The organism is Rhodococcus sp. NPDC054953 (assembly GCF_053609225.1).
Map to the genome: position 1 here is coordinate 70,303 of NZ_JBSGXD010000001.1, position 21,772 is coordinate 92,074.

A 21,772-nucleotide genomic window follows, 5' to 3' on the forward strand; every position below is an offset into this window, starting at 1 on the left:
ACGCCAAGTGGGTGTCCCGGTAACCGCCCGTTCGACGGTGCCCGGACGGTGCGCTGTCACTCCCTGCGCTGTGCGGCCTTGATCTCGGTGTGGTGCACCCGGTGCTGATCCTCTGGGCTCAGGTCCAGCGGGCCCAGGTCGATCCGGACCCGGTCGATGCTGCCGGTGAACCGGAACGGTGGACGGTAGTCGGCGGTGACGGGCTGGCCGGTGTCCTCGCCGATACCGAAGGTGTCGACACCGAAGCGGGCGAACACGGTGGCCTCCAGTCGGCCGTCGCAGACCCGGGTGCCGTCGACGGTCAGGATGAGATTCGCGCCCTTGCCGATACCGCCACCGTCGTAGTCGAACTCGATACCGATCACGGCATCGCCCGCGGTCAGCGTTCCTGCGGCCCGGACCGTGCAGTGGTCGCCATAGTAGTTGTAGTCGAAGGTCGGCACCCCGTCCTTCAGGTACAGCGACATGCCGCCGGCGACACCACCGATGGCGATGACGACGCCGTTCGTCGCCGCGCCATCGGTGCGGATGTGTGCAGCGAGTGTCCAGCTGCGGTTCTTCATCGACGGCGCCGCGCTCTCCGGGAGCCGGGTCGCACCCTCGTAGAACGTGAACGAGGTCGCCTTCGGGTCCGAGCCGGGCGGCGTCGGCTTCGGCAGGATCGCCCGCGCGACGCCGCGGTCGTCGAGCGGGTACACGTGGTACTTCTCGGCGGCCTCATCGAACGCGGCCTTCATCTGTTCGAGCTTGTCGGGCATTGTGTCGGCCAAGTCGCGGGCCTCGGAGAAGTCATCGTCGAGGTGGTAGAGCTCCCACCTGTCGTTCTCCCAGTCGCCGGGGGCGAGGTCCTGCCGCCACGGCAGGGTGTGCTGCGCGTTCGCCTTCCAGCCGTCCTCGTAGATTGAGCGGTTGCTGATGATCTCGAAGTACTGCTCTGTTCGGCCCTGGAACGTCGGGTCGGTGAAGCTGTCCAGGAACGACTTCCCGGCCAGCGGCAGCTGCTCGATCCCGTTGACGGTGTCGGGCATCGTCACTCCCGCGGCCGCGTAGATCGTCGGGGCGATGTCGACGAGGTGCAGGAACGGATCGCGGGGGGCGTCGTCGTGCGTGATCCTCCCGGGCCAGCTGACCACCATCGGGTTGCGGGACCCGCCGAGGTGCGAGGCCACGGCCTTGACCCACTGGAACGGGGTGTTGCCGGCCCACGCCCAGCCCAGCGGGTAGTGCGGTTCGGTCTCCGGGCCACCCAGCTTGTCGAGGTCGGCAATGATCTCCTCGATCGTGGGCATGATCCCGCCGAGGTTCTTGATCTCGTCGAGGGTGCCGTCGGGGCCGCCCTCGGAGGAAGCGCCGTTATCACCGACGATGTACAGGACCAGGGTGTTCTCGGCGTCAGGGAGATCCTTGATCGCATCGAGCAGGCGGCCGACCTCGTGGTCGGTGAACGCGAAATATCCGGCGTAGTTCTCGAACAGAGCGCAGTACACCTGCTTCTGCTGATCGCTGAGCGTGTCCCATTCCTGCACCCACTCCGGGCGCGGGGTCAGTTCGGTGTCCGGCGGGATGATGCCCATCTTCTTCTGGTTCTCGAACACGATCTCCCGGTACTTCTCCCAGCCCATGTCGAAGGCGCCCGCGAATCGGTCGCGCCATTCCTTGGTGACGTGGTGCGGGGCGTGCATCGCGCCGGGAGCGAAGTACATGAAGAACGGCTTGTCCGGTGCGACCGACTTGGCGTACCGCATCCGCGTGATTGCCCGGTCGGTCATGTCCGTCATCAGGTGGTAGCCGTCCTCGGGACCCTTGTCCGGTTCGACCGGGGTCGTGTTCTCGAACAGGACCGGGTAGAACTGGTGCGTCTCACCGGCGTTGAAACCGTAGAAGTAGTCAAACCCCATCCCGGTCGGCCACCGGTCGAACGGTCCTGCGACGCTGGTCTCCCAGTCGGGGGTGTTGTGGTTCTTGCCGTACCACCAGGTGGAGTAGCCGTTGCCGCGCAGCACCTCCGCGACCGTGGCCGTGGTGCGCGGGATCATCGTGGTGTAGCTCGGGAATCCGGTCGACCACTCCATGAGGTAGCCGTTGCCCGCGTCATGGTGGTTGCGTCCGGTCAATAGGGCAGCGCGCGACGGCCCGCACACCGCGGTCGTGTGGAAGCGGTTGTACCGCAGCCCCTCGGAGGCGAGTTTGTCGAGGTTCGGTGTCGGGATCAGCCCGCCGAACGTGGAAGTCTGACCGAACCCGACGTCGTCGAGCATGATCACGACGATGTTCGGTGCGCCCTCCGCCGGTGTCGGGATTTGCGGCCACGCGGCTGTCGACTCCTTGTAGGTCGTGCCGACGGTGCCCTCGAACGGTGGGAACGGCTCGGGTATCGCCGATCGGCCCGCGGCTGACGCAGCGGTGGTGTGCTCGCTCATGTGGGCATTGCATCACCAGGCGATGAGCCTGGCTGGTAACGACACAGCTCAGCTCGTCTCCGACCGGGCGGTTGCCGGGGCGAACGCCGAGTGGGTGTCCCGGTAACCGCCCGTTCGGCGGGCATCCATCGCCCGCCACGCCGAGTCGTAGCGCTTGGCGGTCACCTCGTCGGCCTCGGCAATGAGGGCGTCGAGGAGCGAGCGCGGGTCGTACCGCCACGCGTGCGCGGCGTTCGCGACGACCAGGTTGGCGAACAGGCCCGACCGGGCCAACGCGTGTACCCAGTCACCGACCTCGCCGCGGTGGATTCGTTCGACGGCGTCCGCGTCGACGCCGTCCGCGACGAAGTCGTGGGAGAGGGTCGCGGCCAGGTAGTCGTTGCACGTGCGCAGGTGGGGGTTCATCGGGGTGCGGCGCCTTTCTCGAGGCCGTTCGGGGAGGGTCCGCACGATCCGGATGTGCGGTCCGTCACATCCTCGGGTCCGGCGACGCCGGTGTCATGCGTCGAACTACCTACGCGACTACCTGTTTTCCGGACCGGGTGGCGCGGGACACCTGGCCGGCGAGCATCGCGGTCAACGCGACGGCGAAGCCGAGCAGCTGCACGGGGCGGAGTGACTCGTCCGCGACGACGGCGCCGAGGAGCGCCGCGACGAGCGGCGAGAGCAACCCGAGCAGCGCGGTCGCGGTGACGGGAAGTCGGCGGATGCCCGCGAACCACAGGCTGTAGGCGGCGAGCGCGCCGACCAGCCCGAGCCACAGGTAGCCCGCGACGGCCGGACCGTCGATGCCCTCGGGGATGCCGTCGATCGCCAGGGCCGGAACGAGCAGGACCAGGCCTGCCGCGGTCAACTGCCAGCCGGCGAGCCCGACCGCGGAGACGCCGTCGGGGCGGCCCCACTTCTTGGTGAGCACGACACCGGTGCCCATGGAGACGGCGCCGCCGAGACCGGCGAGGATGCCGATCAGGTCGAGGCCCGCCGCGGGGCCGAGGACCACGAGGGCGACGCCGACCATGCCCATCACGCCCCAGGCCACCCGCCACCCGGACAGCCGTTCGTGCAGGACCGCAACGGCGAGCAGGGCGACGACGATCGGCTGCGCGGCGGCCAGGGTCGCGGCGACGCCGCCGGGGAGGCGCTGCGCGGCGAGGAAGAGCAGCGGGAAGAACGCGCCCATGTTCAGGGTGCCCAGCACCAGGCTCTTCCACCACCACGATCCGTGCGGCAGGCGGCGGGCAATCAGCAGCGCGATCACCCCCGCGGGCAGCGAGCGCATCAACGCCGCGAACAGCGGGTGGCCGGCGGGCAGCAGGTGCGTGGTGACGATGTAGGTCGTGCCCCACAGGACCGGCGCGAGGGCGGTCAGCAGGGTCAGGGACACCGGGAACGGTGCGGTGGTCCGCGGGGCGGGTGCTGTGATCGTCGTGGTCATGGAGTCATCGTCTGCCCGTCCGAACCATGAATCCAACACATTGTTGTCATAGGAACAATGAACGGTCATCATGTTGCGGTGGAGCTTCAGCAGATGCGGTACGTCCTCGCGGTCGCGGAGGAGCGCAGCTTCACCCGCGCCGCCGCCCGCTGTCACGTCGTGCAGTCCGCGCTCAGTCACCAGATCAAGGCCCTCGAGCGCGAGCTCGGCGTCGCGCTGTTCGCCAGGAACAGCCGCCGGGTCGAGACGACCGACGCGGGCGAGGCGTTCCTTGCCGCGGCCCGTGCGTGCCTGCGATCCGCGGAGCGCGCGGCCGCCGACGCCGCCGCGGCCGCCGGGCAGCTCCGGGGCACGCTGACCATCGGCCTCATCCCCACCGTCACCGCCGTCGACATCCCGGCCGCGCTCGGCGAGTTTCGCCGCGCACATCCGGGGGTGCGGGTCACCGTGCGGGAAGGGGCCAGCGACGTGTTCGTCGAGGCGATCGCGGACGGCTCGATGGACGTGGCGGTGCTCGGCCTGCCCGGTGCGCTGGCACGGACGGGTGTCGGCGCGAGGGTGCTCGCGAGTGCCCGGCACGTGGCGGTCGTTCCGGTCGGGCATCCGCTCGCCGACCGCCGCAGCGTGCGGCTCGCGGACCTTGCGGACGAGGTTTTCGTGGACTTTCCCGAGGGGTCGGGCGGGCGGGCGCAGAGCGATCTCGCCTTCCGTGAGGCGGGGCTCGGTCGCGACATCGCCTTCGAGGTGATGAGCACCGGCCTGATGCTCGGGCTGGTCCGCAACGGTCTCGCCGTCGCACTGCTGCCGCCGGGGGTGATGCCCGAGGGCGATGACCTGCGCGCGGTCACCGTGCGGGACGGGCCGCGTCGCGTCGAATACCTGGCGTGGAGCGACTTCAACCCGTCGCGGGCCGCGCGGGCGTTCGTCGAGGTGGTCAGCCGTCCGTCACCGGCGCCTCGGCCAGCGTCCGGCGGGTGACGAACCGCCGCGGCGCCCCCGACAGCGGATCGGTGAACATCAACTCCCGCGCGAGCAGTTGCAGCGGCAGGCGGTGATCGTCCGGCGCCTCCGGCAGCAGGTCGGGATACCACCTGTCACCCAGGATCGGGACGCCGAGCGCCGCGAGATGCGCCCGCAGCTGGTGCATCCGCCCGGTGCGCGGGCGCAGCACCGTGTGCAGCACGTCCAGCCCGGACCGGCTCACACCGCGGCCGCGCACCTCCACCACCGTCTCGGCGTTGGGCTCGCGGTCGTCGTCGACGACGACCCGCAACTCGCCGCGGCGCACGGTCAGGTGATTCCGGTAGACGACCGGAAGCGGGCGCCCCGCCAGGGTAGGAGCGGCAGGGTCCCAGCCGGCCGGTTGCCGCGACACCGCCTCGTACACCTTCCCGACCTGCCGCTGCTCGAACAGCGACTGGTAGGCGCCGCGGGTCGCGGGCCGGGCCGAGAACATCACCAGTCCCGCGGTCGCGCGGTCCAGACGATGGATCGGCGTCAGGTCCGGATTGTCGAGTCGGGTCCGCAGCCGGACCAGCGCCGACTCCCGCAGATAGCGCCCACCCGGCGTGGTCGGCAGGAAATGGGGTTTGTCGATCACCACGAGATCGTCGTCGTGGTGCAGGATCTCCTCGCGGAACGGAATCGGATCCTCGGCGGGCAGGTCGCGGTAGTACCAGACGAAGCGGTGCGCACCCAGCTCCGTGCCGCGTCCGATCGGGTCGCCGCAGGCCCCGACAATCTCGCCGGCGTCGACGCGTCGGTACAGGTCGTCCGCGTCGAGGTGGTCGAATCGGGTGACGATGTACTCGGCGATCGTCGCCCACGGCCCGGCCGCCGGGACCCGCAGTCGGGTCGGCCCGACCCCGTTCCGGACGGGCAGCGGTGGGGGCATCGGCACGCCCGCCATCCTCTCATCGGCGGAACCTCGTCGAACGGGTGGTTACCGGACCATCCGCCGAGTGCGCGGCCCGGTAACCGCCCGTTCGGTGGCGGCGCCCACGGTTCACGGCACGGCGACCGCGGCGACGCCCGGAGTGACCGAGCCGGGGAGCGGGATCAGGACGACGGCGACCTGCCCGGCGCCGGTGTGCACGGTCGCCTCCGGCGGATACCCGTGCAGCCCGTCCGAGAGTCGGGCCGTGCCGGACGCCCCGGTCGACAGGTTCAGCCAGCGCGCCTCGGCGTTGATCAGGCAGCCCCACCGGCCGGGCATCGAACCGGTGATCGTCAGGTCGCCGGGCCGCTCGCCGACCACCGTCGCGCAGCGGATCGCCGGGACATCGAAGCTGCCGTTCGGGTTGCCGAACGGCGCGGGTGCGACCTGGAAGGGAACGGCAGCCGCGGCCGATGCCACCCCCGTCGTGGTCAGGAATGCGGCGGCAACGGCCGCGCACATGGCCAGTCCGCGAACGGGATTCATCACGATGACCTCCTCGGTGGCGGGGCGAACCGGCCGGGCGTCATCCCATCCTCTCCCGCATACCGCGCCGGGTCCACTCCGGCGCAGATTGTCGGGCGGCCCGCCCGGCGAGTTGCTACCCTGCGGGCGCGGCAGCGAACCAGCCGCCGCGAACGAGCCGGGGGGATCGTGGGGGATTTCGTGATGCCGACATCGTCGGCCGCGGACGGGCATTCGGCCGAGTCCGCCGAGGAGTGTCCGGCTGAGCAGGACCTCGCCGAGCTGGCCGTCACCGCGCGCAGGCTGCAGCTGGACCTGGACCGGGTGCGCGGCCGCGCACAGACCCCGGACGGCCGGGTCCGGATCGAGGTCGGGGTGGACGGCCGGATGACGGTGCTGGACCTGCACCCCGACGCGCTGCGGCTCGGCGCGGACCGGCTGGCAAGGACGATCACCGATCTGCACGCCGCCGCGCGGGAGGACGCCGAGGCCAGCGCCGACCCGCTGCGGGCCGGGCTACTCACCGACCCGCGCGTCGCCCGCGCGCTCGGCCGGATCGCCGCGGCGCCGCCCGCGAAACCGGAGGCGGACCCCGACCGGTACTACACGACCTTCTCGGTGTTCGGAACGGACCCGGACCGCCGCGGGTAGCCCGCGATCGTACGCTGACGGGCATGGTCGAACGCCCGATGACCCGCAGCGAACGGCTCGACGAGCTGCCATTCACTCGTCGTCACGGCCGGCTGCTGGTCGGGTCCGGGATCGGGTGGGCGCTCGACGCGATGGACGTCGGCCTGATCTCCTTCGTGATGGCGGCCCTCGCCGTGCAGTGGGGCCTGACCACCACGCAGCTGTCGTGGATCGGCTCGATCGGTTTCGTCGGCATGGCGATCGGGGCGAGCATCGGCGGACTCCTCGCCGACCGCCTCGGACGGCGGCAGGTGTTCGCGGCGACCCTGCTCGTCTACGGCCTGGCCACCGGCGCGGCCGCGCTGGCCGGTTCGGTTGCGGTGCTGATGCTGTTGCGGTTCGTCGTCGGCCTCGGTCTCGGCGCCGAACTCCCCGTCGCGTCCACCCTGGTCAGCGAGTACGCGCCGCGAACCCTGCGGGGCCGCATGGTGGTCGCCCTCGAGGCGTTCTGGGCGGTCGGCTGGGTGCTGGCCGCGCTGATCGGCTACCTCGTGGTGCCGCTCGGCGACGACGGCTGGCGGTGGGCGCTGGCCGTCGGGCTGGTGCCGACGGTGTACGCGGCGGTGATCCGCTTCGGTCTGCCCGAATCGGTCCGGTTCCTCGAGAGCCGCGGCAGGGACGCCGAGGCGGAGGTCGCGGTCCGGCAGTTCGAGGCGGCAGCCGGGGTCGCACCACCGGCGTGGGGCGGTGGCCGGGAACGGGTCCGGCCGGCAGCGGAAACACCGGTGCGGGAATCGATCTGGTCGACCCGGCTGCGGCGCCGCACCGGCGCCCTGTGGGTGGTCTGGTTCTGCGTCAACCTGTCCTACTACGGCGCGTTCATCTGGTTGCCGAGCCTGCTCGTCCGCCAGGGATTCGACCTGGTCACCTCGTTTCAGTACACGCTCGTCATCACGCTCGCGCAGCTGCCCGGGTATGCCGTCGCCGCATGGTCGATTGAGGTGTGGGGCAGGCGCAGCACCCTGGCGACGTTCCTCGCCGGGTCCGCGGTGTCCGCTGGCCTGTTCGGACTCGCGGACACCCCGGCGCAGATCATCGCCGCGGGGATGGCGTTGTCGTTCTTCAACCTCGGCGCCTGGGGTGCCCTGTACGCGATCGGGCCGGAGCTGTATCCGACGGTGGTGCGCGGGTCGGGGACCGGCGCCGCCGCCGCGTTCGGCCGGATCGCGTCGATCGCGTCCCCGTTGATGGTGCCGGTGTTGCTGGACGGCGGCGGCAACGGGCTGGTCTTCGCGGTCTTCGCTGCGGCATTCGTGCTTGCGGCCGCCGCGGCACTGACGCTGCCGGAACGCCGCGGGCTCGCCCTTGAGCACTGACCACCGGCGATCGGTGGGTGGTGCCGTCGGGTGTCGGTGCGGGGTGCGACAGTGGGGACCGCAGTCGGCGTCGACGACGGGAGTGAAGGTGGAACTGAGCACAGCGCAGGCGGACCGGGCGGCCGGGGTCCTGCTCGGAACGGCCGCGGGTGACGCGCTCGGCGCCGGATACGAGTTCACGCATCCGGGCGCCGACGTGCCGATCGACATGATCGGTGGCGGCACCTTCGACTGGGCGCCGGGGGAGTGGACGGACGACACCTCGATGGCGGTGGCGATCGCCGAGGTCGTCGCGACCGGCGCGGACGTGCGTGCGGGCGCGGGACTCGACGCGGTGGCCGCGCGGTTCGTCGGATGGTACGACTCCTCCCCGCCGGACATCGGCAACCAGACCCGCGCGGTGCTCTCCGCCCGCCCCGCCACCGCTGCGGCGATGCTCGCCAGGGCAGGCGCCATTCCCGGCCGTAAGGCGGGCAACGGTTCGCTGATGCGCACCGCACCGGTGGCGCTCGGCTACCTCGACGACGAGCGCGCCTGCGCCGACGCGGCGGCGGCGGTCGGGGCGCTCACCCACGACGACCCGCAGGCGACCGCGGCGTGCCGGATGTGGACGCACGCGATCCGGCACGCCGTCCTGCACGGCAGCTTCGACGGTGTCCGCGGCTACCTCGCCACCGCCGACGCCGAGGTCGCCGGGTATTGGACGCCGCTGCTCGACGAGGCCGAAACCGGTTCGCCCGCAGACTTTTCCAACAACGGCTGGGTGGTGCACGCGCTGCAGACCGCCTGGTGGGCGATCCGCAGCACCGACGCCTCCGACCCCGGTCACCTGCCGCGCGCACTGGAGGCGGCGGTGCGGGCCGGCGGTGACACCGACACCACCGCCGCGATCGCGGGCGGCCTGCTCGGGGCGCGCTGGGGTGCGTCGGCGATCCCGGACCGGTGGCGCCGGATCCTGCACGGCTGGCCCGGTCACACCGCGGCCGACCTGGTCCGGATGGCCGCGGGCGCGACCGCCAGCGGCCGCTCCGGCGGCGATCGGCGGCCGGTGATTGAGGTGCGGCAGGGCGACATCACCGCGGTCCGGGTGGACGCGATCGTCAACGCCGCGAACTCGTCGCTGCTCGGTGGGGGCGGCGTGGACGGCGCGATCCACCGGGCCGGGGGCCCGCGGATCCTGGACGCCTGCCGGCACCTGCGGGCGACCACGCTGCCCGACGGGTTGGCCGCAGGCGCGGCCGTCGCGACGACGGCGGGCGACCTGCCCGCCGAGCACGTGATCCACACGGTCGGGCCCGTGTACTCCGGGAGTGAGGACCGCTCGGCGGTGCTGCGATCCGCCTACACCCGGAGCCTCGCCGTCGCGGACGGCCTCGGCGCACGCAGCGTCGCGTTTCCGCTGATCTCCGCTGGCGCGTACGGGTGGCCGCGCGAGGACGCCGTCCGCCAGGCGATCGCCGCGGTCACCGCCGCCGGGACGGCGGTCGAACGGATCGTCCTCGTCGCCTATGACCGGGACACCGCCGACCTGATGCGGCGGGCGCTCTGATCAGACCATCTCGGGAACATGCAGGTGCGCGATCGCGAGGTCGAACATGCACGTGTCGAGCACCGTGGCACCCATCTCCCGGGTCACGGCGGCGCGCATCTCGTCCGCGGTCTCCTGATTGCGCTCGAACGTTGCGCGGCTGTCCCAGGTCACCGACACCACCGCGCGGCCTGCGGCGTGGTCGACCATCATGCTGGCGCTGCAGAACCCGTCGAGTTCCTCCATGCGCGGCAGGGCGGTCAGCCGGAACACGTCGACGGCCCGCGACATGTGCCCCGGCTCCAGCTTGAGCCAGGTCACGCGGACGCAGGATCCGCGGTCCGAGTGGTGGTCGCGGTGCAGTGCCGCGATGTCCCAGCGCTCGACGGTCGCGGTGCCGTGGAACATCTCGGTCGCGCGGTCCCGCAGCTCCCGGACCGGACCTTCACTGCCGCGGAGGGCGTCCTCGTCCATCCAGGAGCTGGTCGCGATGCACCGGCCGGACTCGCGGTCGACGAGCAGGGACAGGCCCGCGCACCCCTCGTAGTCCGCGAGAGCGGGCATGACCGTGTCACTCATGTGTTTGATGCCCGCGTCGATGAACGACGGGTGCGCCTGAATCGTGGTGGAACGTGCGTACACGGCCTACCCCTTCCGGTCGAGGCGGCACCCCGGCGGCGCCACCGGCTCCCCTGATTCCCCACCCCCCCCGGGACTGCTCGTGTCTCCGTTCTTCACCTTCCTCCGTGGCCCGGCGCGAGGCAATGGCCCCGCCGCGCCGATTGCACTACCGGCCGGTAGGTCTGCCGCGCTGGTCGCAGGCGTAAAATTCGGTCGACTTGTGCCCGTCCGCTGTCGAAGGGAATCGGATTGAACGCGCACACCGGGGAACGTGAACAACTGGAGTTTCAGGCGGAGACCCGCCAGCTGCTGGACCTGATGGTCCACTCCATCTACTCGAACAAGGACTCCTTCCTGCGGGAGCTCGTGTCCAACGCGTCGGATGCGTTGGACAAGCTGCGGCTGGCGGCGTTCCAGGACAAGGACCTGGACGCCGACACCGCCGACCTGCACATCGAGATCGCCGTCGACACGGATGCGCGCATCCTGACGATCCGGGACAACGGCATCGGCATGTCCCGCGACGAGGTGGTCGACCTGATCGGCACCCTCGCCCGCTCCGGCACCGCCGAGCTGCGGCGGAAGCTGAAGGAGGCGAAGGACGCGGCCGCCAGCGAAGAGCTGATCGGCCAGTTCGGCATCGGCTTCTACTCGACGTTCATGGTCGCCGACCGGGTGGCCCTGCTGACCCGCAAGGCGGGCGAGGCGACGGGCACCCGCTGGGAGTCGAGCGGCGAGGCGACCTACACGATCGAGGCCGTCGACGACGCGCAGCAGGGAACCTCGGTGATCCTGCACCTCAAGCCCGCCGATACCGAGGATCAGCTCCACGACTACACCGCGGAGTGGAAGATCAAGGAACTGGTCAAGCGGTACTCCGACTTCATCGCCTGGCCGATCCGGATGGACGTCGAACGCCGCACCCCCGCCGAGGGTGACGAGCCGGAGCGGGTCGAGATCGAGAGCCAGACGCTGAACTCGCAGAAGGCGCTGTGGGCGAAGTCGAAGGACGAGGTGTCCGACGAGGAGTACACCGAGTTCTACCGGCACATCGCGCACGCCTGGGACGACCCGCTCGAGACGATTCCGATGAAGGCGGAGGGCACCTTCGAGTACCAGGCGCTGCTGTTCATCCCGAAGCACGCGCCGTTCGACCTGTTCATGCGGGACGGCAAGACCGGCGTGCAGCTGTACGTCAAGCGGGTGTTCATCATGGACGACGCCGACGAACTGCTTCCCGAGTATCTGCGATTCGTCAAGGGTGTCGTCGACGCGCAGGATCTCTCGCTCAACGTCTCGCGGGAGATCCTGCAGCAGGACAGGCAGATTCGGGCGATCCGACGGCGCCTCACCAAGAAGGTACTCACCACGATCCGGGAGATCCAGGCAACCCGGCCCGACGACTACCGCACCCTGTGGTCGGAGTTCGGCAGGGCGCTGAAGGAGGGCCTGGTCGCCGACGCGGACAATCGTGATGTGCTGCTGCAGATCTCGTCGTTCGCGTCGACCGCGAGCGAGGACGCGCAGACCACGCTCGCGGAGTACGTCGGGCGGATGAAGGACGGGCAGAAGCAGATCTACTTCGCGGCAGGCGAGTCGCGTCAGCTGCTGGAGAACTCGCCGCACCTGGAGGCCTTCAAGGCGAAGGGCCTCGAGGTGCTGCTGCTCACCGATCCGGTGGACGAGGTGTGGGCCTCGCAGGTGCCGGAGTTCGAGGGCCTGACCTTCCAGTCCGTCGCCAAGGGCGAGGTCGATCTCGACGCCGAGGCTGATGGTGCGGACGACTCCGCGCGGGAGGAGCGCGAGAAGGACTTCGCGGACCTGCTGACCTGGCTCACCGACACCCTCGGCGACCACGTCAAGTCGGTGCGGTTGTCGACCCGCCTGACCACCTCCCCGGCCTGCATCGTCGGCGACGACTTCTCCATGTCCCCGGCGCTGGAGCGGATGTACCGGGCGTCCGGCCAGCCCGTCCCGGCGACCAAGCGGATCCTCGAGCTCAACCCGGATCATCCGCTGGTGCAGGCGCTGCGGACCGCCCGCGCCGAGCGGCCCGAAGATTCCGCGGCAGCGGAGACCGCGGAACTGCTCTACGGCATGGCGCTGCTGGCCGAGGGCGGCGAACTCGCCGACCCGGCCCGGTTCACCACCCTGCTCGCGAACCGGTTGGCCGCCACGGTCTGACGCCGGTTTCCGCGCCGCGGCGGTCGGTCCGATTCGGGCCGGCCGCCGCTGCTATCGTCGGCCGGTGCCGCGGATGAGCGCCCAGGATGCGCAGTCGTATTGGATTTCCCGGCGGATACCCACCGATCAGTTCCTGCTCTACTGCTTCGCCGCGACCCCGCACCCGCTCGCGGTGATCGGCGAGCAGCTGCGGGTCCGCGCGTGCGCGGTCGCGGACCTGCGGATCCGGGTGCGGGAGGTGCCGGGCGGGATGGACCTGCCGCACTGGGTGCCGATGGACCCCGCCGCCGCCCCGATCCGGCTGCACGCCGGACCGATGTCGTGGGACGGCTGCCGGGAGGCCGTCGCGGCGCTGCTCACCGACCGGCTCGACGCGACCCAATCGCCTTGGCGGCTCCACCTTTTCGGCCCCGTGGCGGGGGCGCCGGAATGCGGCTCCGGGGACGCGGTGGTCGCGGTGCTGCAGGTCGCGCACGCACTCGGGGACGGGCGCCGGGCCTCGGAGATCGCCCGCGACCTGTTCGCGCCCGTCGCGCCCGCCCCACCCGCCGCCGCCGCGCCCTGGCGACCCGCGCAGGCCGTCGCCGCCGCCGCGATCCGGCTCCCGATCCAGGTCGGGCAGATGCTGGTGCGGGCCCGCCCCGCCTATCTCGGGCATCAGCGGCTGGTCCGGGACACCGCGGCGGGGGTGATCCCCGCGGCCCCGCCGAGCCTGCCGAAGCTGCTCACGAACGCCGCGCCGGACGGCCGCCGCGCCATCGCGACGGTGGTCGTCGATGCGGACACCCTGCGCGGCGCGGGGAGCACCGTCACGGTCGGCGCGATGACCGCGATCTCGATGGCACTGACCCGGTACCTGCGCGGGCGGGGCGCCGACCCGGCCGCCTGCCTCGCCGCCGAGGTCACCGTCGCGAAGCCGGGGCGGCCGGTGTCCCGCAACCACTTCCGCAACGTGGCGGTGGACCTGCACCCACGGATCGAGGATCCGGCGGAGCGGGCGGCCGCGATCGCCGAGTCGCTCCGGCGCAGGCGGCTGCGCGCCGACCACCCGTCCGGTGCGGCGGAGGACCGGGTGCTGGCCGCCGTGCCCGCGCCGCTGCTGCGGCACGGCGTCGAGCATTTCGACTTCACCGCGGTGCCGGACGAGGTCACCGGCAACACCGTGGTCTCCAGCGTGGACCGCGGCCCCGACGACCTCACCCTCGGCGGCGGCCGGGTGCGGTTCACCGCGGGATTCCCTGCGCTGTCGCAGTTCATGGGCCTCACGCACGGCGTGCACGGGATGGGGGGTCGGGTCACGATCTCGGTCGTCACCTCACCCGCGGTACTGCCCGACCTCGACGGGTACGTCGATCTGCTCAGGGACGCGGTGCGCCGCCTCGGCGCGGGTCGGGACCGGGATACGCCCTGATCGGGGGTGAGTCGTGGCGAACTCGTCGCCGGCCCGCTACTGTGACCGGTGCCGGACGGAACCGGCGTCTGCACCAAACGAACGGAGTCCCGACATGTCGACCCTTATTTTCGATGCGCTCGTGCCCTACGTCGGTGAGAAGCCCGCGACCGACCTGGCGAACCTGCTTGCCGTCGGACCGTAATCGTTCGGGCACACCCGAAACCTGCCGGGGCCCGGCGGAACCCAGTGTTCCGCCGGGCCCCGCGTTGTCCGCGGGGTGCGTCCGGCCGCCCTAGCCGCGCCAGGTGACGCCAGCGAACTCGACCCCGCGGAACGCGGCGAGCGCGGCGGCCTGCTCCTCGACCGCCTCCGCCGCGGCGGACGGCCCGCTCTCCGTCGGCCACCGCGTCACCTCCACCGCCAGCCGCCGCCCCGTCGTCCGCGGCCGCCACTCGCCGATTACCTCACCGCCGACGGCGACGGCCCCCGGCCGACCCAGCGTCGGCCACAACGCCTTCCGTCGGGTCTCGTCGCGGACGAGCAGGTCCCGGTCCTTCAGCTGCAGGTACGGGTCGAACGGGCCGAGCAGCCGCACCGACCCGTCGGCCGGTGCGGCGAACAGCGCATCGGCATCGTCGGCCAGGATCGACCGGGACACACCGTCCACCGCAACGGTGACGGTGTCGGTGGGCCAGTTCCGCTTCACCTCCGCGACCGGCGCATCGAGGTAGGAGGCGACGGACTTCGGGTCGGTCGGGCCGAAGTAGCGCAGGTATCCGCGGATCACGTCGACCCGGGGGTCGGCGTCGGTCGCGAGCCGGTCGTACGGGGCCGGCCGCCAGCCGGGGATGCGTTCGAGGATCGGCGGTGATGTGCCCCGGCGCAGTTCCAGGCCCGCGTGCAGCGCGGCGAGCCGGAACGGCATCTCGTACAGGTGCGTGGTGTTGCACGGCCGACAGAACCGCAGGTACGGCTCGCTCATCCGCTCGGACAACGCACCCGACATGTCGCCCTTGACGGTCGGTTCCCGGACGATATCGCGCATCGCGGCCGCGACGGCACGCAGCGCGTCGAGCGCGGGGATCCCGGCTGCCTTCAGCGGCCGGTTCGCATCGAAGATGCGCTTGCCCGCGTCCGACTCCGACAGCGGTGCGGTCGCCACCGCAACCGCGGGCAGGTCGGCTCGGCGATAGCAGTGCGGTGCGCCGCGGATGGTCCAGGCGAGGGCGAGGTCGCCCGCCGTGTCCGGCGGGGTGCCGCGCAGGTGCAGCGCAAGGGCCGCGCCGTCCGGTCCGGTGTTCTGGACGCCGATGTCGAGGACGTCGCAGTCGGTGGGCCCGGCCGCGTCGCCGACGGCCCTGCCGAGCTGGTGGACCCGCCACCGGTACGAGAGAACCTGTGCGCGAGACACGTCCGTCGTCATGGCGCGAGTGTAGGGCCGGGCGCCGACCCTCCCGGCGCAGCGACGCGACCCGTCACACCAGCTGCGGGTCGAGCGCCGCGATCGCGCTCCGGTCGGCGATCACGTCGAGCCCAACGATCCGATCCCCGACGACCGTGAAGGTGAACACCGACCGCGGCGTGCCCCCGGGCGCCCATGCCGCACCGAGGTCGCCGCCGATGGTGGCGAGCCGGGCGCCGGTGGCGCGGCCACGGAACGCCTCCGCCACCGCGGGGGCGCCGTGCATCCGCGCCGCCAGCGCGGGCGCACCGAAGGCGAGCGCCGCGGTCGCCGAGGAGACCGCGGCACCGTCGGCGCGCAGCACCACGTCGGGGTCGAGCACCGTGAGCAGGTCCTCGAAGCGGCCCTCGCGGGCGGCGACGAGGAAGGCGTCGACCACCCGGCGCCGGTGGTGCCGGGCGTGGTCGGGGACCGACGCACCGCGGACCCGGCGACGGGCCCGGCTGGCCAGCTGTCGGGTCGCGGTGGGGGACCGGTCGACGATCGGCGCGATCTCGTCGAACGGGACCGCGAACATGTCGTGCAGCACGAACGTCAACCGTTCCGCTGGGGCAAGGGTGTCGAGCACCACCATCATCGCGATGCCGATCTCGTCGACGAGGACGGCCTCGTCCTCCGGTGCCGGATCCGGCCGTGGATCGGACACCGCCCGAGGGGACGGCTCGTCCAGCGGCACCTCGGGACGGGATCCGCGGGACCGCAGCATGTCCAGGCAGACCCGGCTCAGCACCGTCGTCAGCCAGCCCCCGAGATTCTGCACGGCAGCGGCGTCGGAGCGGCTCAGCCGCAGCCACGTCTCCTGCACCGCGTCGTCGGCCTCGCTGGTCGATCCGAGCATCCGGTAGCCGACCGCGCGCAAATGGTCGCGGTGCTCCTCGAACTGCCGTGCCAGAAGTTCGTCGTTCACGCTGTCACATTCTTCCCGCCCGATCCGTCAACGAGATGACGAACACGAACATCGAACGACCGGAACACCGATCAGTCCGAAGCACCGATCAGTCCGAAGCACCGATGAAGGAGCACACCATGAAGGCTCGCATGAACAACCCGGCGATGGTCCTGCCCGGCGCGGTCGCCGCGCTGCAAGCGGTGAGTGCCAGCACCGCGGGCAGCGGCCTTCCCCCGGGCATCGTGCACCTGGTGCACATCCGGGCCAGCCAGATCAACGGCTGCAGCGTGTGCCTCGAGATGCACTCGAAGGAGGCGCTGCGCGACGGGGACAGCACCGACCGGCTGCTCGCGGTCGCCGCATGGCGGGAGTCGCCGCACTTCAGCGATCCCGAGCGGGCGGCGCTCGCCCTCACCGAGGCCGTCACCCGGATCGCGGATCGGCCGGACGCCGTCCCGGACCCGGTGTGGGACGACGCCGCCGACCACTTCGACGAGCAGCAGCTGGCCGCGCTGACGCTGGAGATCGCGACGATCAACCTGTGGAACCGGCTCAACGTCACCGTCCGGCAGCCCGCGGGGCAGTCCTGGTGACGATGCAACGGCGACACGACGAGGGCCCGGCGGGATCGCTCCCACCGGGCCCTGAGTCATCACCGCCCTTACAGGCCGGGACGCTTCCCGACCGTGAGGGTGACCTCGCCGGTGTGCGCGAAGAAGTCGTTGCCCTTGTCGTCGACGACGATGAACGCCGGGAAGTCCACGACGTCGATCTTCCAGACCGCCTCCATGCCGAGCTCCTCGTACTCGATGACCTCGACGTTTTTGATGCAGTCCAGTGCCAGCCGCGCCGCGGGACCGCCGATCGAGCCGAGGTAGAAGCCGCCGTGCGCGTCGCACGCGTCGGTGACCTGCTTGGAGCGGTTGCCCTTCGCCAGCATCACCATCGAGCCGCCCGCCGCCTGGAACTGCTCGACGTAGGAATCCATCCGGCCCGCGGTGGTCGGTCCGAACGAACCCGACGCCATGCCCTCCGGGGTCTTCGCCGGGCCGGCGTAGTACACCGGGTGGTCCTTGAGGTACTGCGGCATGTCCTCGCCTGCGTCGAGGCGTTCCTTGATCTTCGCGTGCGCGATGTCGCGGGCCACGACCAGCGGACCGGTCAGCGACAGCCGGGTCTTGACCGGGTGCTTGGACAGTTCGGCGAGGATCTCCGGCATCGGGCGGGTCAGGTCGATCTTCACCGCGGCACCCTTGCCGGTGCCCGAGACGCCGGACGTCTCGGCGTCCAGCTCGGAGTCGGTGACTTCGGGCAGGAACCGGCCCGGGTTGAACTCGAGCTGCTCGAGGAACACGCCCTCCGGGGTGATCTTCGCCTTCGCCTGCCGGTCCGCGGAGCAGGACACCGCGATCGCGACGGGCAGCGAGGCGCCGTGCCGCGGCAGGCGGACGACGCGGACGTCGTGGCAGAAGTACTTGCCGCCGAACTGCGCGCCGATGCCGATCTTCTGCGTCAGCTCGAAGACCTTCTTCTCCAGCTCGTGGTCGCGGAAGCCGCGGCCGGTCATCGCGCCCTCGGTGGGCAGCTCGTCCAGGTAGTGCGCGGACGCGTACTTGGCGGTCTTGAGCGCGAACTCGGCGGAGGTGCCGCCGACCACGATCGCCAGGTGGTAGGGCGGGCAGGCCGCGGTGCCGAGCGAACGGATCTTGGCCTCGAGGAACTGCATCATCGAGTCCGGGTTCAGGATCGCCTTGGTCTCCTGGTACAGGTACGACTTGTTCGCCGACCCGCCGCCCTTGGCCATGAACAGGAACTTGTATGAGTTCTCGTGGCCCTTGGCGGTGTCCGCGTACAGCTCGATCTGCGCGGGCAGGTTGTTGCCGGTGTTCTTCTCGTCCCACATCGTGATCGGGGCGTTCTGCGAGTAGCGCAGGTTCAGCCGGGTGAAGGCGTCGTACACGCCGCGGGCGATCGCCTCGTCGTCGTCGCCCGGCGTCAGCACGTGCTGGCCGCGCTTGCCCATCACGATCGCGGTGCCGGTGTCCTGGCACATCGGCAGCACCCCGGCCGCGGCGATGTTCGCGTTCTTCAGCAGGTCGAGCGCGACGAACTTGTCGTTGTTCGACGCCTCGGGGTCGTCGAGGATGCTTGCGACCTGCGTGAGGTGGTCGGTGCGCAGGTAGTGGGAGATGTCGTGCAGCGCGGTCTCGGTGAGCAGCCGCAGCGCCTCGGGCTCGACCTGCAGGAAGGTGCGGCCGTCCGGTCCTTCGACCGTGGACACCCCCTCGGTGGTCAGCAGCCGGTACTCGGTGGGATCTTCCCCGATCGGCAGCAGGTCCTCGTAGAGGAAGTCGGCCATCATCTCTCCTGGGAATGGGCGTGTGAAGTCGAGAACCAGGCTAAACCTGCCGTCCGGCGCCGACGACGGCGGGGATCATACGGCCCAGGCACCCGTCGTGGGGTCCGTACACTCGGTGCGGTGTCGGATACAGCTGCCGCGGCAGGGCCTGGCCTCCCCGCGATCACGCGACCGAGGTTCCATGCGTATCTCGACGTGGCCATCGTCGTGGTGGTGTTGGTCGCCACGAACCTGATCGCGCACTTCACCACGGTGTGGGCGTCGATCGCCGCCGTCCCGATCTCGGCCGCGGTGCTGCTCGGCCTCGGGCGTGGACGCGGCCTCGGCTGGGCCGAGCTCGGTCTGTCGCCGCGGCACTGGCGCAAGGGCAGCCTCTACGCGGTGGGAGCGGTCGCACTGGTCCTCGGCGTCGTCGCGGTCGCGATCGCGGTGCCGCTCACGCGGCAGTTCTTCCTGAGTAATCGGTACGCGACGGTGTCCGGCGCGTTGATCGCATCAATGATCATCATTCCGCTGCAGACGGTGATTCCCGAGGAACTCGCGTTCCGCGGTGTCCTGCACGGGACCCTGGACCGGCTGTGGGGTGCCCGCGGGGTGTTCGCCGCGGGCTCACTGCTCTTCGGGCTCTGGCACATCGCGTCGTCGCTCGGGTTGACCAGTGGCAACGCGGGGCTGTCCGGGGTGCTCGGTGGCGGACTGGTCGGTCAGGTGCTCGGCATCGCGGGGGCGGTCGCCGCGACGGCGCTGGCCGGTGTCGCGTTCACCTGGCTGCGGCGGCGCAGCGGCAGCCTGCTCGCACCGATCGCGCTGCACTGGTCGCTGAACGGGGTCGGCGCCCTTGCCGCGGCCCTCGTCTGGCATGTGACGACGAGCTGACCGCGCGGTTCAGGCGTCGTCGAGTTCGAGGCGGTGCGCGTGACCGGCCTGACGTTGGTCGGCGACCCGCTCGCGGAAGCGACGGCGGAACTCGTCCTCCTCGTCGAGCAGCGCCTGCTCCCTGGCCCGTTCGCGTTCGCGGGCGAAGTGGACGGCCGGGTGGACGTGCTGCTCGGGAAGCGGCATCGGACGACGCGGCCTGCCGACGAGCAGCCACAATGCGCCGCCGATACCCGGTAGCAGGAGCGTCACCGCGAGCCACGCGGTGCGCGGCAACACCCTGACCTGCCACGGCGCCCTGGTATGGACATCCACGACGGGCCAGACCCAGACCAGTGCGGTGATCCCTGCCAACACGATGAGTGTCATGGTGAAGTCGTTCCTCCCCTTCCGGGCGTGTGTGACGCCTGTCGCCGGGGGATCGACCGGGTCGGCCGTTCCCCTGACCCCCGCAGGGAGGCTACGGGGTGGGTCCGGCGTTCCGCCGGGGTTGTGAGCAGTACTTAGGGATTGCTCAGAAACGCGGAACTTGCTAGTCGAGCCGCACCCAGCGTCCGAACGGCGGCGGGCCCTCGCCGTGCACCTTGATTCGTTGCGGGTCGTCGGGGGTGATGTGCATCCATTCGTACCCGTGCAGCACGTGCTCCTCGGCGCCGTCGCGGTTCGCGACGACGAGGTCGCCGTTGGGGCGCTGCTCGAACGTGAAGGGGCTTTCGGGGGCGATCGCCCACCAGGTCTCTTTCGACATGACGCCTCGCGCTCCTCGGGGAGGTCGGATGGGAGGTCGTGTGATCGACGGGTGCCGCCGACCGGCGGTGATGTCCCGAGCGTACCGCCGACGCCGGGCAGGGCAGCGCCGGTCGTGGTGCGGGTGAGACCGGAAGGGGTTCGTGCGACTGGCAGGCACCACTGTGGTGTGGTGCAATTCTGCAAACGTCCCCGGCGAAATGAGGCACCGTGCAGGTAACCCGACGTGAACTGTTCCGGTACGCCGCGGTCGGGTCGGCCGCGCTCGGTGCCGCGGCACTCGGGGCGGGCAGCTTCGCGGCGTCCGCGGCGCCGGTCGGTGGCACGCTGATCGACTACTCCGGCGGGGTTCCCGACGCCGCCGCGATCTCCGCGGCCGGGCACGCGGGTGCGATCCGGTACGTCTCCGACCGCAGGCCGGAGGCGCAGTGGATGCTCGGGAAGCCGATGCGGGCGGACGAGGCGTCGGCGTTGACCGCGGCGGGACTCGAGGTGGTCTCCTGCTACCAGTTCGGCAAGGGCGCCACCTCGGACTGGCGGGGCGGGCTCGACGCGGGCACCCGGCACGCCGAGCGGGGCCTGGAATTGCACCGCGCCGCCGGCGGACCGGAGGGCAGGCCGATCTACGCGTCGATCGACGACAACCCGACCGCGCAGGAGATCACCACCCAGATCATTCCGTACCTGCGGGGATGGGAAGCGGTCGTCGGGCAGGAGAACACCGGCGTCTACGCGAACTCCGGCACGATCGACCGTCTCCTCGACGCCGGCGTTGGCGCGTACTTCTGGCAGCACGACTGGGGGACACCCGAGGGGTACGTGCACCCGGAGGCGCACCTGCACCAGTTCGAGATCGACAAGCGCGCCGTCGGCGGCGTCGGTGTCGACCTGAACTCGATCCTCCGGGCCGACTACGGCCAATGGTCGCTGGCCTGACGGGCCTGCTTGGCGGACCCGTCAGGCCGCGGTCACCGGTTCGCTAGCACAGCGGCTTGGCGATGTTGTAGATCTGCTTGGCCTGCTGCTCGGTGGCGAGCGTGCCGTTGTTGCCCGCGCGGACCTCAAGTTCGGCAATGACCGTCGACTCGTCGATGTTCTGATCGATCGCGGCGCAGGTCTGCGCGTAGATGTCCTCGATGGCGGCGTCGTCGCGGCCCTCGGCGAGTTCCGGGTAGCCCGCCCGGAACGCGGCGGTGAAGGTGCCTGCCTGGATGGCGTCGACGGCCCCGGTGGCACGGTCCGCGAGGCTGCTCGCGGCGGACTGCGCGGAGGAGACCGCGCCCTGCGCGGCGCTCTGCGCGGAGGAGACGGCACCCTGTGCGGCCTCGGGGGGGGGGGAGGGAGGGGACAAAGTGAGGTCGAGGGAAGTTTCCGTGGGTGTTGGTTTTGTGGGGTTCGTCTTGTTTCTCTCCTCTCCCTCCCACCCAGAAAGCGAAACGCGCGGGGAGGTC

Annotated in this window: 21 protein-coding genes and 1 pseudogene; 10 read left to right on the plus strand and 12 right to left on the minus strand. The window is 71.0% G+C overall.

The features are described 5' to 3' along the window. Nucleotides 1-56 precede the first annotated feature (56 nt). The 3 genes from ACWF62_RS00230 to ACWF62_RS00240 form a co-directional block, all read right to left on the minus strand. Nucleotides 57-2,420 (minus strand): sulfatase-like hydrolase/transferase, encoded by a 2,364-nt coding sequence (locus tag ACWF62_RS00230; protein ID WP_378505784.1) that lies wholly within the window; start codon nucleotides 2,418-2,420, stop codon nucleotides 57-59. Between the two features lie 48 nt (nucleotides 2,421-2,468). Continuing rightward, nucleotides 2,469-2,825, minus strand: coding sequence for a hypothetical protein (locus ACWF62_RS00235; RefSeq protein ID WP_378505785.1), 357 nt, complete (start codon nucleotides 2,823-2,825; stop codon nucleotides 2,469-2,471). 109 nt (nucleotides 2,826-2,934) lie between these two features. Continuing rightward, nucleotides 2,935-3,855 (minus strand): EamA family transporter, encoded by a 921-nt coding sequence (locus tag ACWF62_RS00240; protein WP_378505786.1) that lies wholly within the window; start codon nucleotides 3,853-3,855, stop codon nucleotides 2,935-2,937. A 78-nt stretch (nucleotides 3,856-3,933) separates the two neighbouring features. Between ACWF62_RS00240 and ACWF62_RS00245 the strand changes: the two genes are divergently transcribed. Further along, entirely contained in the window at nucleotides 3,934-4,833 is a 900-nt protein-coding gene (locus tag ACWF62_RS00245) for a LysR family transcriptional regulator (RefSeq protein ID WP_378505787.1), read from the plus strand. Here the strand turns inward: ACWF62_RS00245 and ACWF62_RS00250 are convergent. Continuing rightward, a complete protein-coding gene (locus ACWF62_RS00250) occupies nucleotides 4,790-5,764 on the minus strand; it encodes a pseudouridine synthase (RefSeq protein WP_378505788.1) in 975 nt (324 codons plus the stop codon). The two genes, ACWF62_RS00245 and ACWF62_RS00250, sit on opposite strands and share 44 nt — an antisense overlap. A 96-nt stretch (nucleotides 5,765-5,860) precedes the next feature. Further along, the gene (locus ACWF62_RS00255) at nucleotides 5,861-6,277 is read right to left on the minus strand and encodes a hypothetical protein (protein ID WP_378506038.1); all 417 of its coding nucleotides are present in this window, start codon (nucleotides 6,275-6,277) and stop codon (nucleotides 5,861-5,863) included. Nucleotides 6,278-6,460: 183 nt separating this feature from the next. Between ACWF62_RS00255 and ACWF62_RS00260 the strand changes: the two genes are divergently transcribed. The 4 genes and pseudogenes from ACWF62_RS00260 to ACWF62_RS00275 all read left to right on the plus strand — a co-directional run bounded on the left by ACWF62_RS00260 (nucleotide 6,461) and on the right by ACWF62_RS00275 (nucleotide 9,811). Then, complete coding sequence (locus ACWF62_RS00260; RefSeq protein WP_378505789.1) at nucleotides 6,461-6,907, plus strand: hypothetical protein; 447 nt, start codon at nucleotides 6,461-6,463, stop codon at nucleotides 6,905-6,907. A gap of 23 nt (nucleotides 6,908-6,930) precedes the next feature. Further along, nucleotides 6,931-8,262, plus strand: coding sequence for an MFS transporter (locus tag ACWF62_RS00265; RefSeq protein WP_378505790.1), 1,332 nt, complete (start codon nucleotides 6,931-6,933; stop codon nucleotides 8,260-8,262). A gap of 88 nt (nucleotides 8,263-8,350) precedes the next feature. Then, a pseudogene (locus ACWF62_RS00270) lies at nucleotides 8,351-9,193 on the plus strand (ADP-ribosylglycohydrolase family protein); the annotation flags it as partial. A 66-nt stretch (nucleotides 9,194-9,259) separates the two neighbouring features. After that, the gene (locus tag ACWF62_RS00275) at nucleotides 9,260-9,811 is read left to right on the plus strand and encodes an O-acetyl-ADP-ribose deacetylase (RefSeq protein WP_378506039.1); all 552 of its coding nucleotides are present in this window, start codon (nucleotides 9,260-9,262) and stop codon (nucleotides 9,809-9,811) included. Here ACWF62_RS00275 and ACWF62_RS00280 read toward each other — a convergent pair whose 3' ends face one another. Next, nucleotides 9,812-10,432: a hypothetical protein gene (locus ACWF62_RS00280; protein ID WP_378505791.1), complete on the minus strand. Its 621-nt coding sequence runs from the start codon at nucleotides 10,430-10,432 to the stop codon at nucleotides 9,812-9,814. It abuts the gene before it with no gap. A gap of 228 nt (nucleotides 10,433-10,660) precedes the next feature. On the opposite strand from ACWF62_RS00280, the gene htpG reads away from it, so the two are divergent. After that, complete coding sequence (gene htpG, locus ACWF62_RS00285) at nucleotides 10,661-12,595, plus strand: molecular chaperone HtpG (protein WP_452629188.1); 1,935 nt, start codon at nucleotides 10,661-10,663, stop codon at nucleotides 12,593-12,595. 73 nt (nucleotides 12,596-12,668) lie between these two features. Next, nucleotides 12,669-14,006, plus strand: coding sequence for a WS/DGAT domain-containing protein (locus ACWF62_RS00290; protein ID WP_452629189.1), 1,338 nt, complete (start codon nucleotides 12,669-12,671; stop codon nucleotides 14,004-14,006). Nucleotides 14,007-14,280: 274 nt separating this feature from the next. Here the strand turns inward: ACWF62_RS00290 and ACWF62_RS00295 are convergent, their stop codons facing one another. Together ACWF62_RS00295 and ACWF62_RS00300 are read right to left on the minus strand one after the other, a co-directional pair. Beyond that, on the minus strand, nucleotides 14,281-15,411 hold the full coding sequence (locus tag ACWF62_RS00295) for a DNA glycosylase AlkZ-like family protein (protein WP_452629190.1): 1,131 nt from the start codon (nucleotides 15,409-15,411) through the stop codon (nucleotides 14,281-14,283). A 52-nt stretch (nucleotides 15,412-15,463) separates the two neighbouring features. Beyond that, a complete protein-coding gene (locus ACWF62_RS00300; protein ID WP_378505798.1) occupies nucleotides 15,464-16,357 on the minus strand; it encodes a sigma-70 family RNA polymerase sigma factor in 894 nt (297 codons plus the stop codon). A 119-nt stretch (nucleotides 16,358-16,476) separates the two neighbouring features. Between ACWF62_RS00300 and ACWF62_RS00305 the strand changes: the two genes are divergently transcribed. Next, nucleotides 16,477-16,932, plus strand: coding sequence for a carboxymuconolactone decarboxylase family protein (locus ACWF62_RS00305; protein ID WP_452629191.1), 456 nt, complete (start codon nucleotides 16,477-16,479; stop codon nucleotides 16,930-16,932). Nucleotides 16,933-17,000: 68 nt separating this feature from the next. Here the strand turns inward: ACWF62_RS00305 and ACWF62_RS00310 are convergent, their stop codons facing one another. Continuing rightward, complete coding sequence (locus ACWF62_RS00310) at nucleotides 17,001-18,698, minus strand: fumarate hydratase (RefSeq protein ID WP_452629273.1); 1,698 nt, start codon at nucleotides 18,696-18,698, stop codon at nucleotides 17,001-17,003. Between the two features lie 120 nt (nucleotides 18,699-18,818). On the opposite strand from ACWF62_RS00310, the gene ACWF62_RS00315 reads away from it, so the two are divergent. Then, complete coding sequence (locus tag ACWF62_RS00315; protein WP_378505801.1) at nucleotides 18,819-19,574, plus strand: CPBP family intramembrane glutamic endopeptidase; 756 nt, start codon at nucleotides 18,819-18,821, stop codon at nucleotides 19,572-19,574. A gap of 9 nt (nucleotides 19,575-19,583) precedes the next feature. On the opposite strand, the gene ACWF62_RS00320 is transcribed toward ACWF62_RS00315, so the two are convergent. Together ACWF62_RS00320 and ACWF62_RS00325 are read right to left on the minus strand one after the other, a co-directional pair. Beyond that, nucleotides 19,584-19,943 carry a PLD nuclease N-terminal domain-containing protein gene (locus tag ACWF62_RS00320; RefSeq protein ID WP_378505802.1) on the minus strand — a complete coding sequence of 120 codons (360 nt, stop codon included), beginning with the start codon at nucleotides 19,941-19,943 and terminating at the stop codon, nucleotides 19,584-19,586. A 163-nt stretch (nucleotides 19,944-20,106) separates the two neighbouring features. After that, on the minus strand, nucleotides 20,107-20,322 hold the full coding sequence (locus ACWF62_RS00325; RefSeq protein ID WP_378505803.1) for a maltose regulon activator MalT: 216 nt from the start codon (nucleotides 20,320-20,322) through the stop codon (nucleotides 20,107-20,109). 209 nt (nucleotides 20,323-20,531) lie between these two features. On the opposite strand from ACWF62_RS00325, the gene ACWF62_RS00330 reads away from it, so the two are divergent. Then, a complete protein-coding gene (locus tag ACWF62_RS00330) occupies nucleotides 20,532-21,257 on the plus strand; it encodes a DUF1906 domain-containing protein (protein WP_378505804.1) in 726 nt (241 codons plus the stop codon). 43 nt (nucleotides 21,258-21,300) lie between these two features. On the opposite strand, the gene ACWF62_RS00335 is transcribed toward ACWF62_RS00330, so the two are convergent. Further along, nucleotides 21,301-21,672, minus strand: coding sequence for a hypothetical protein (locus ACWF62_RS00335; RefSeq protein WP_452629194.1), 372 nt, complete (start codon nucleotides 21,670-21,672; stop codon nucleotides 21,301-21,303). Between the last annotated feature and the right edge of the window lie 100 nt (nucleotides 21,673-21,772).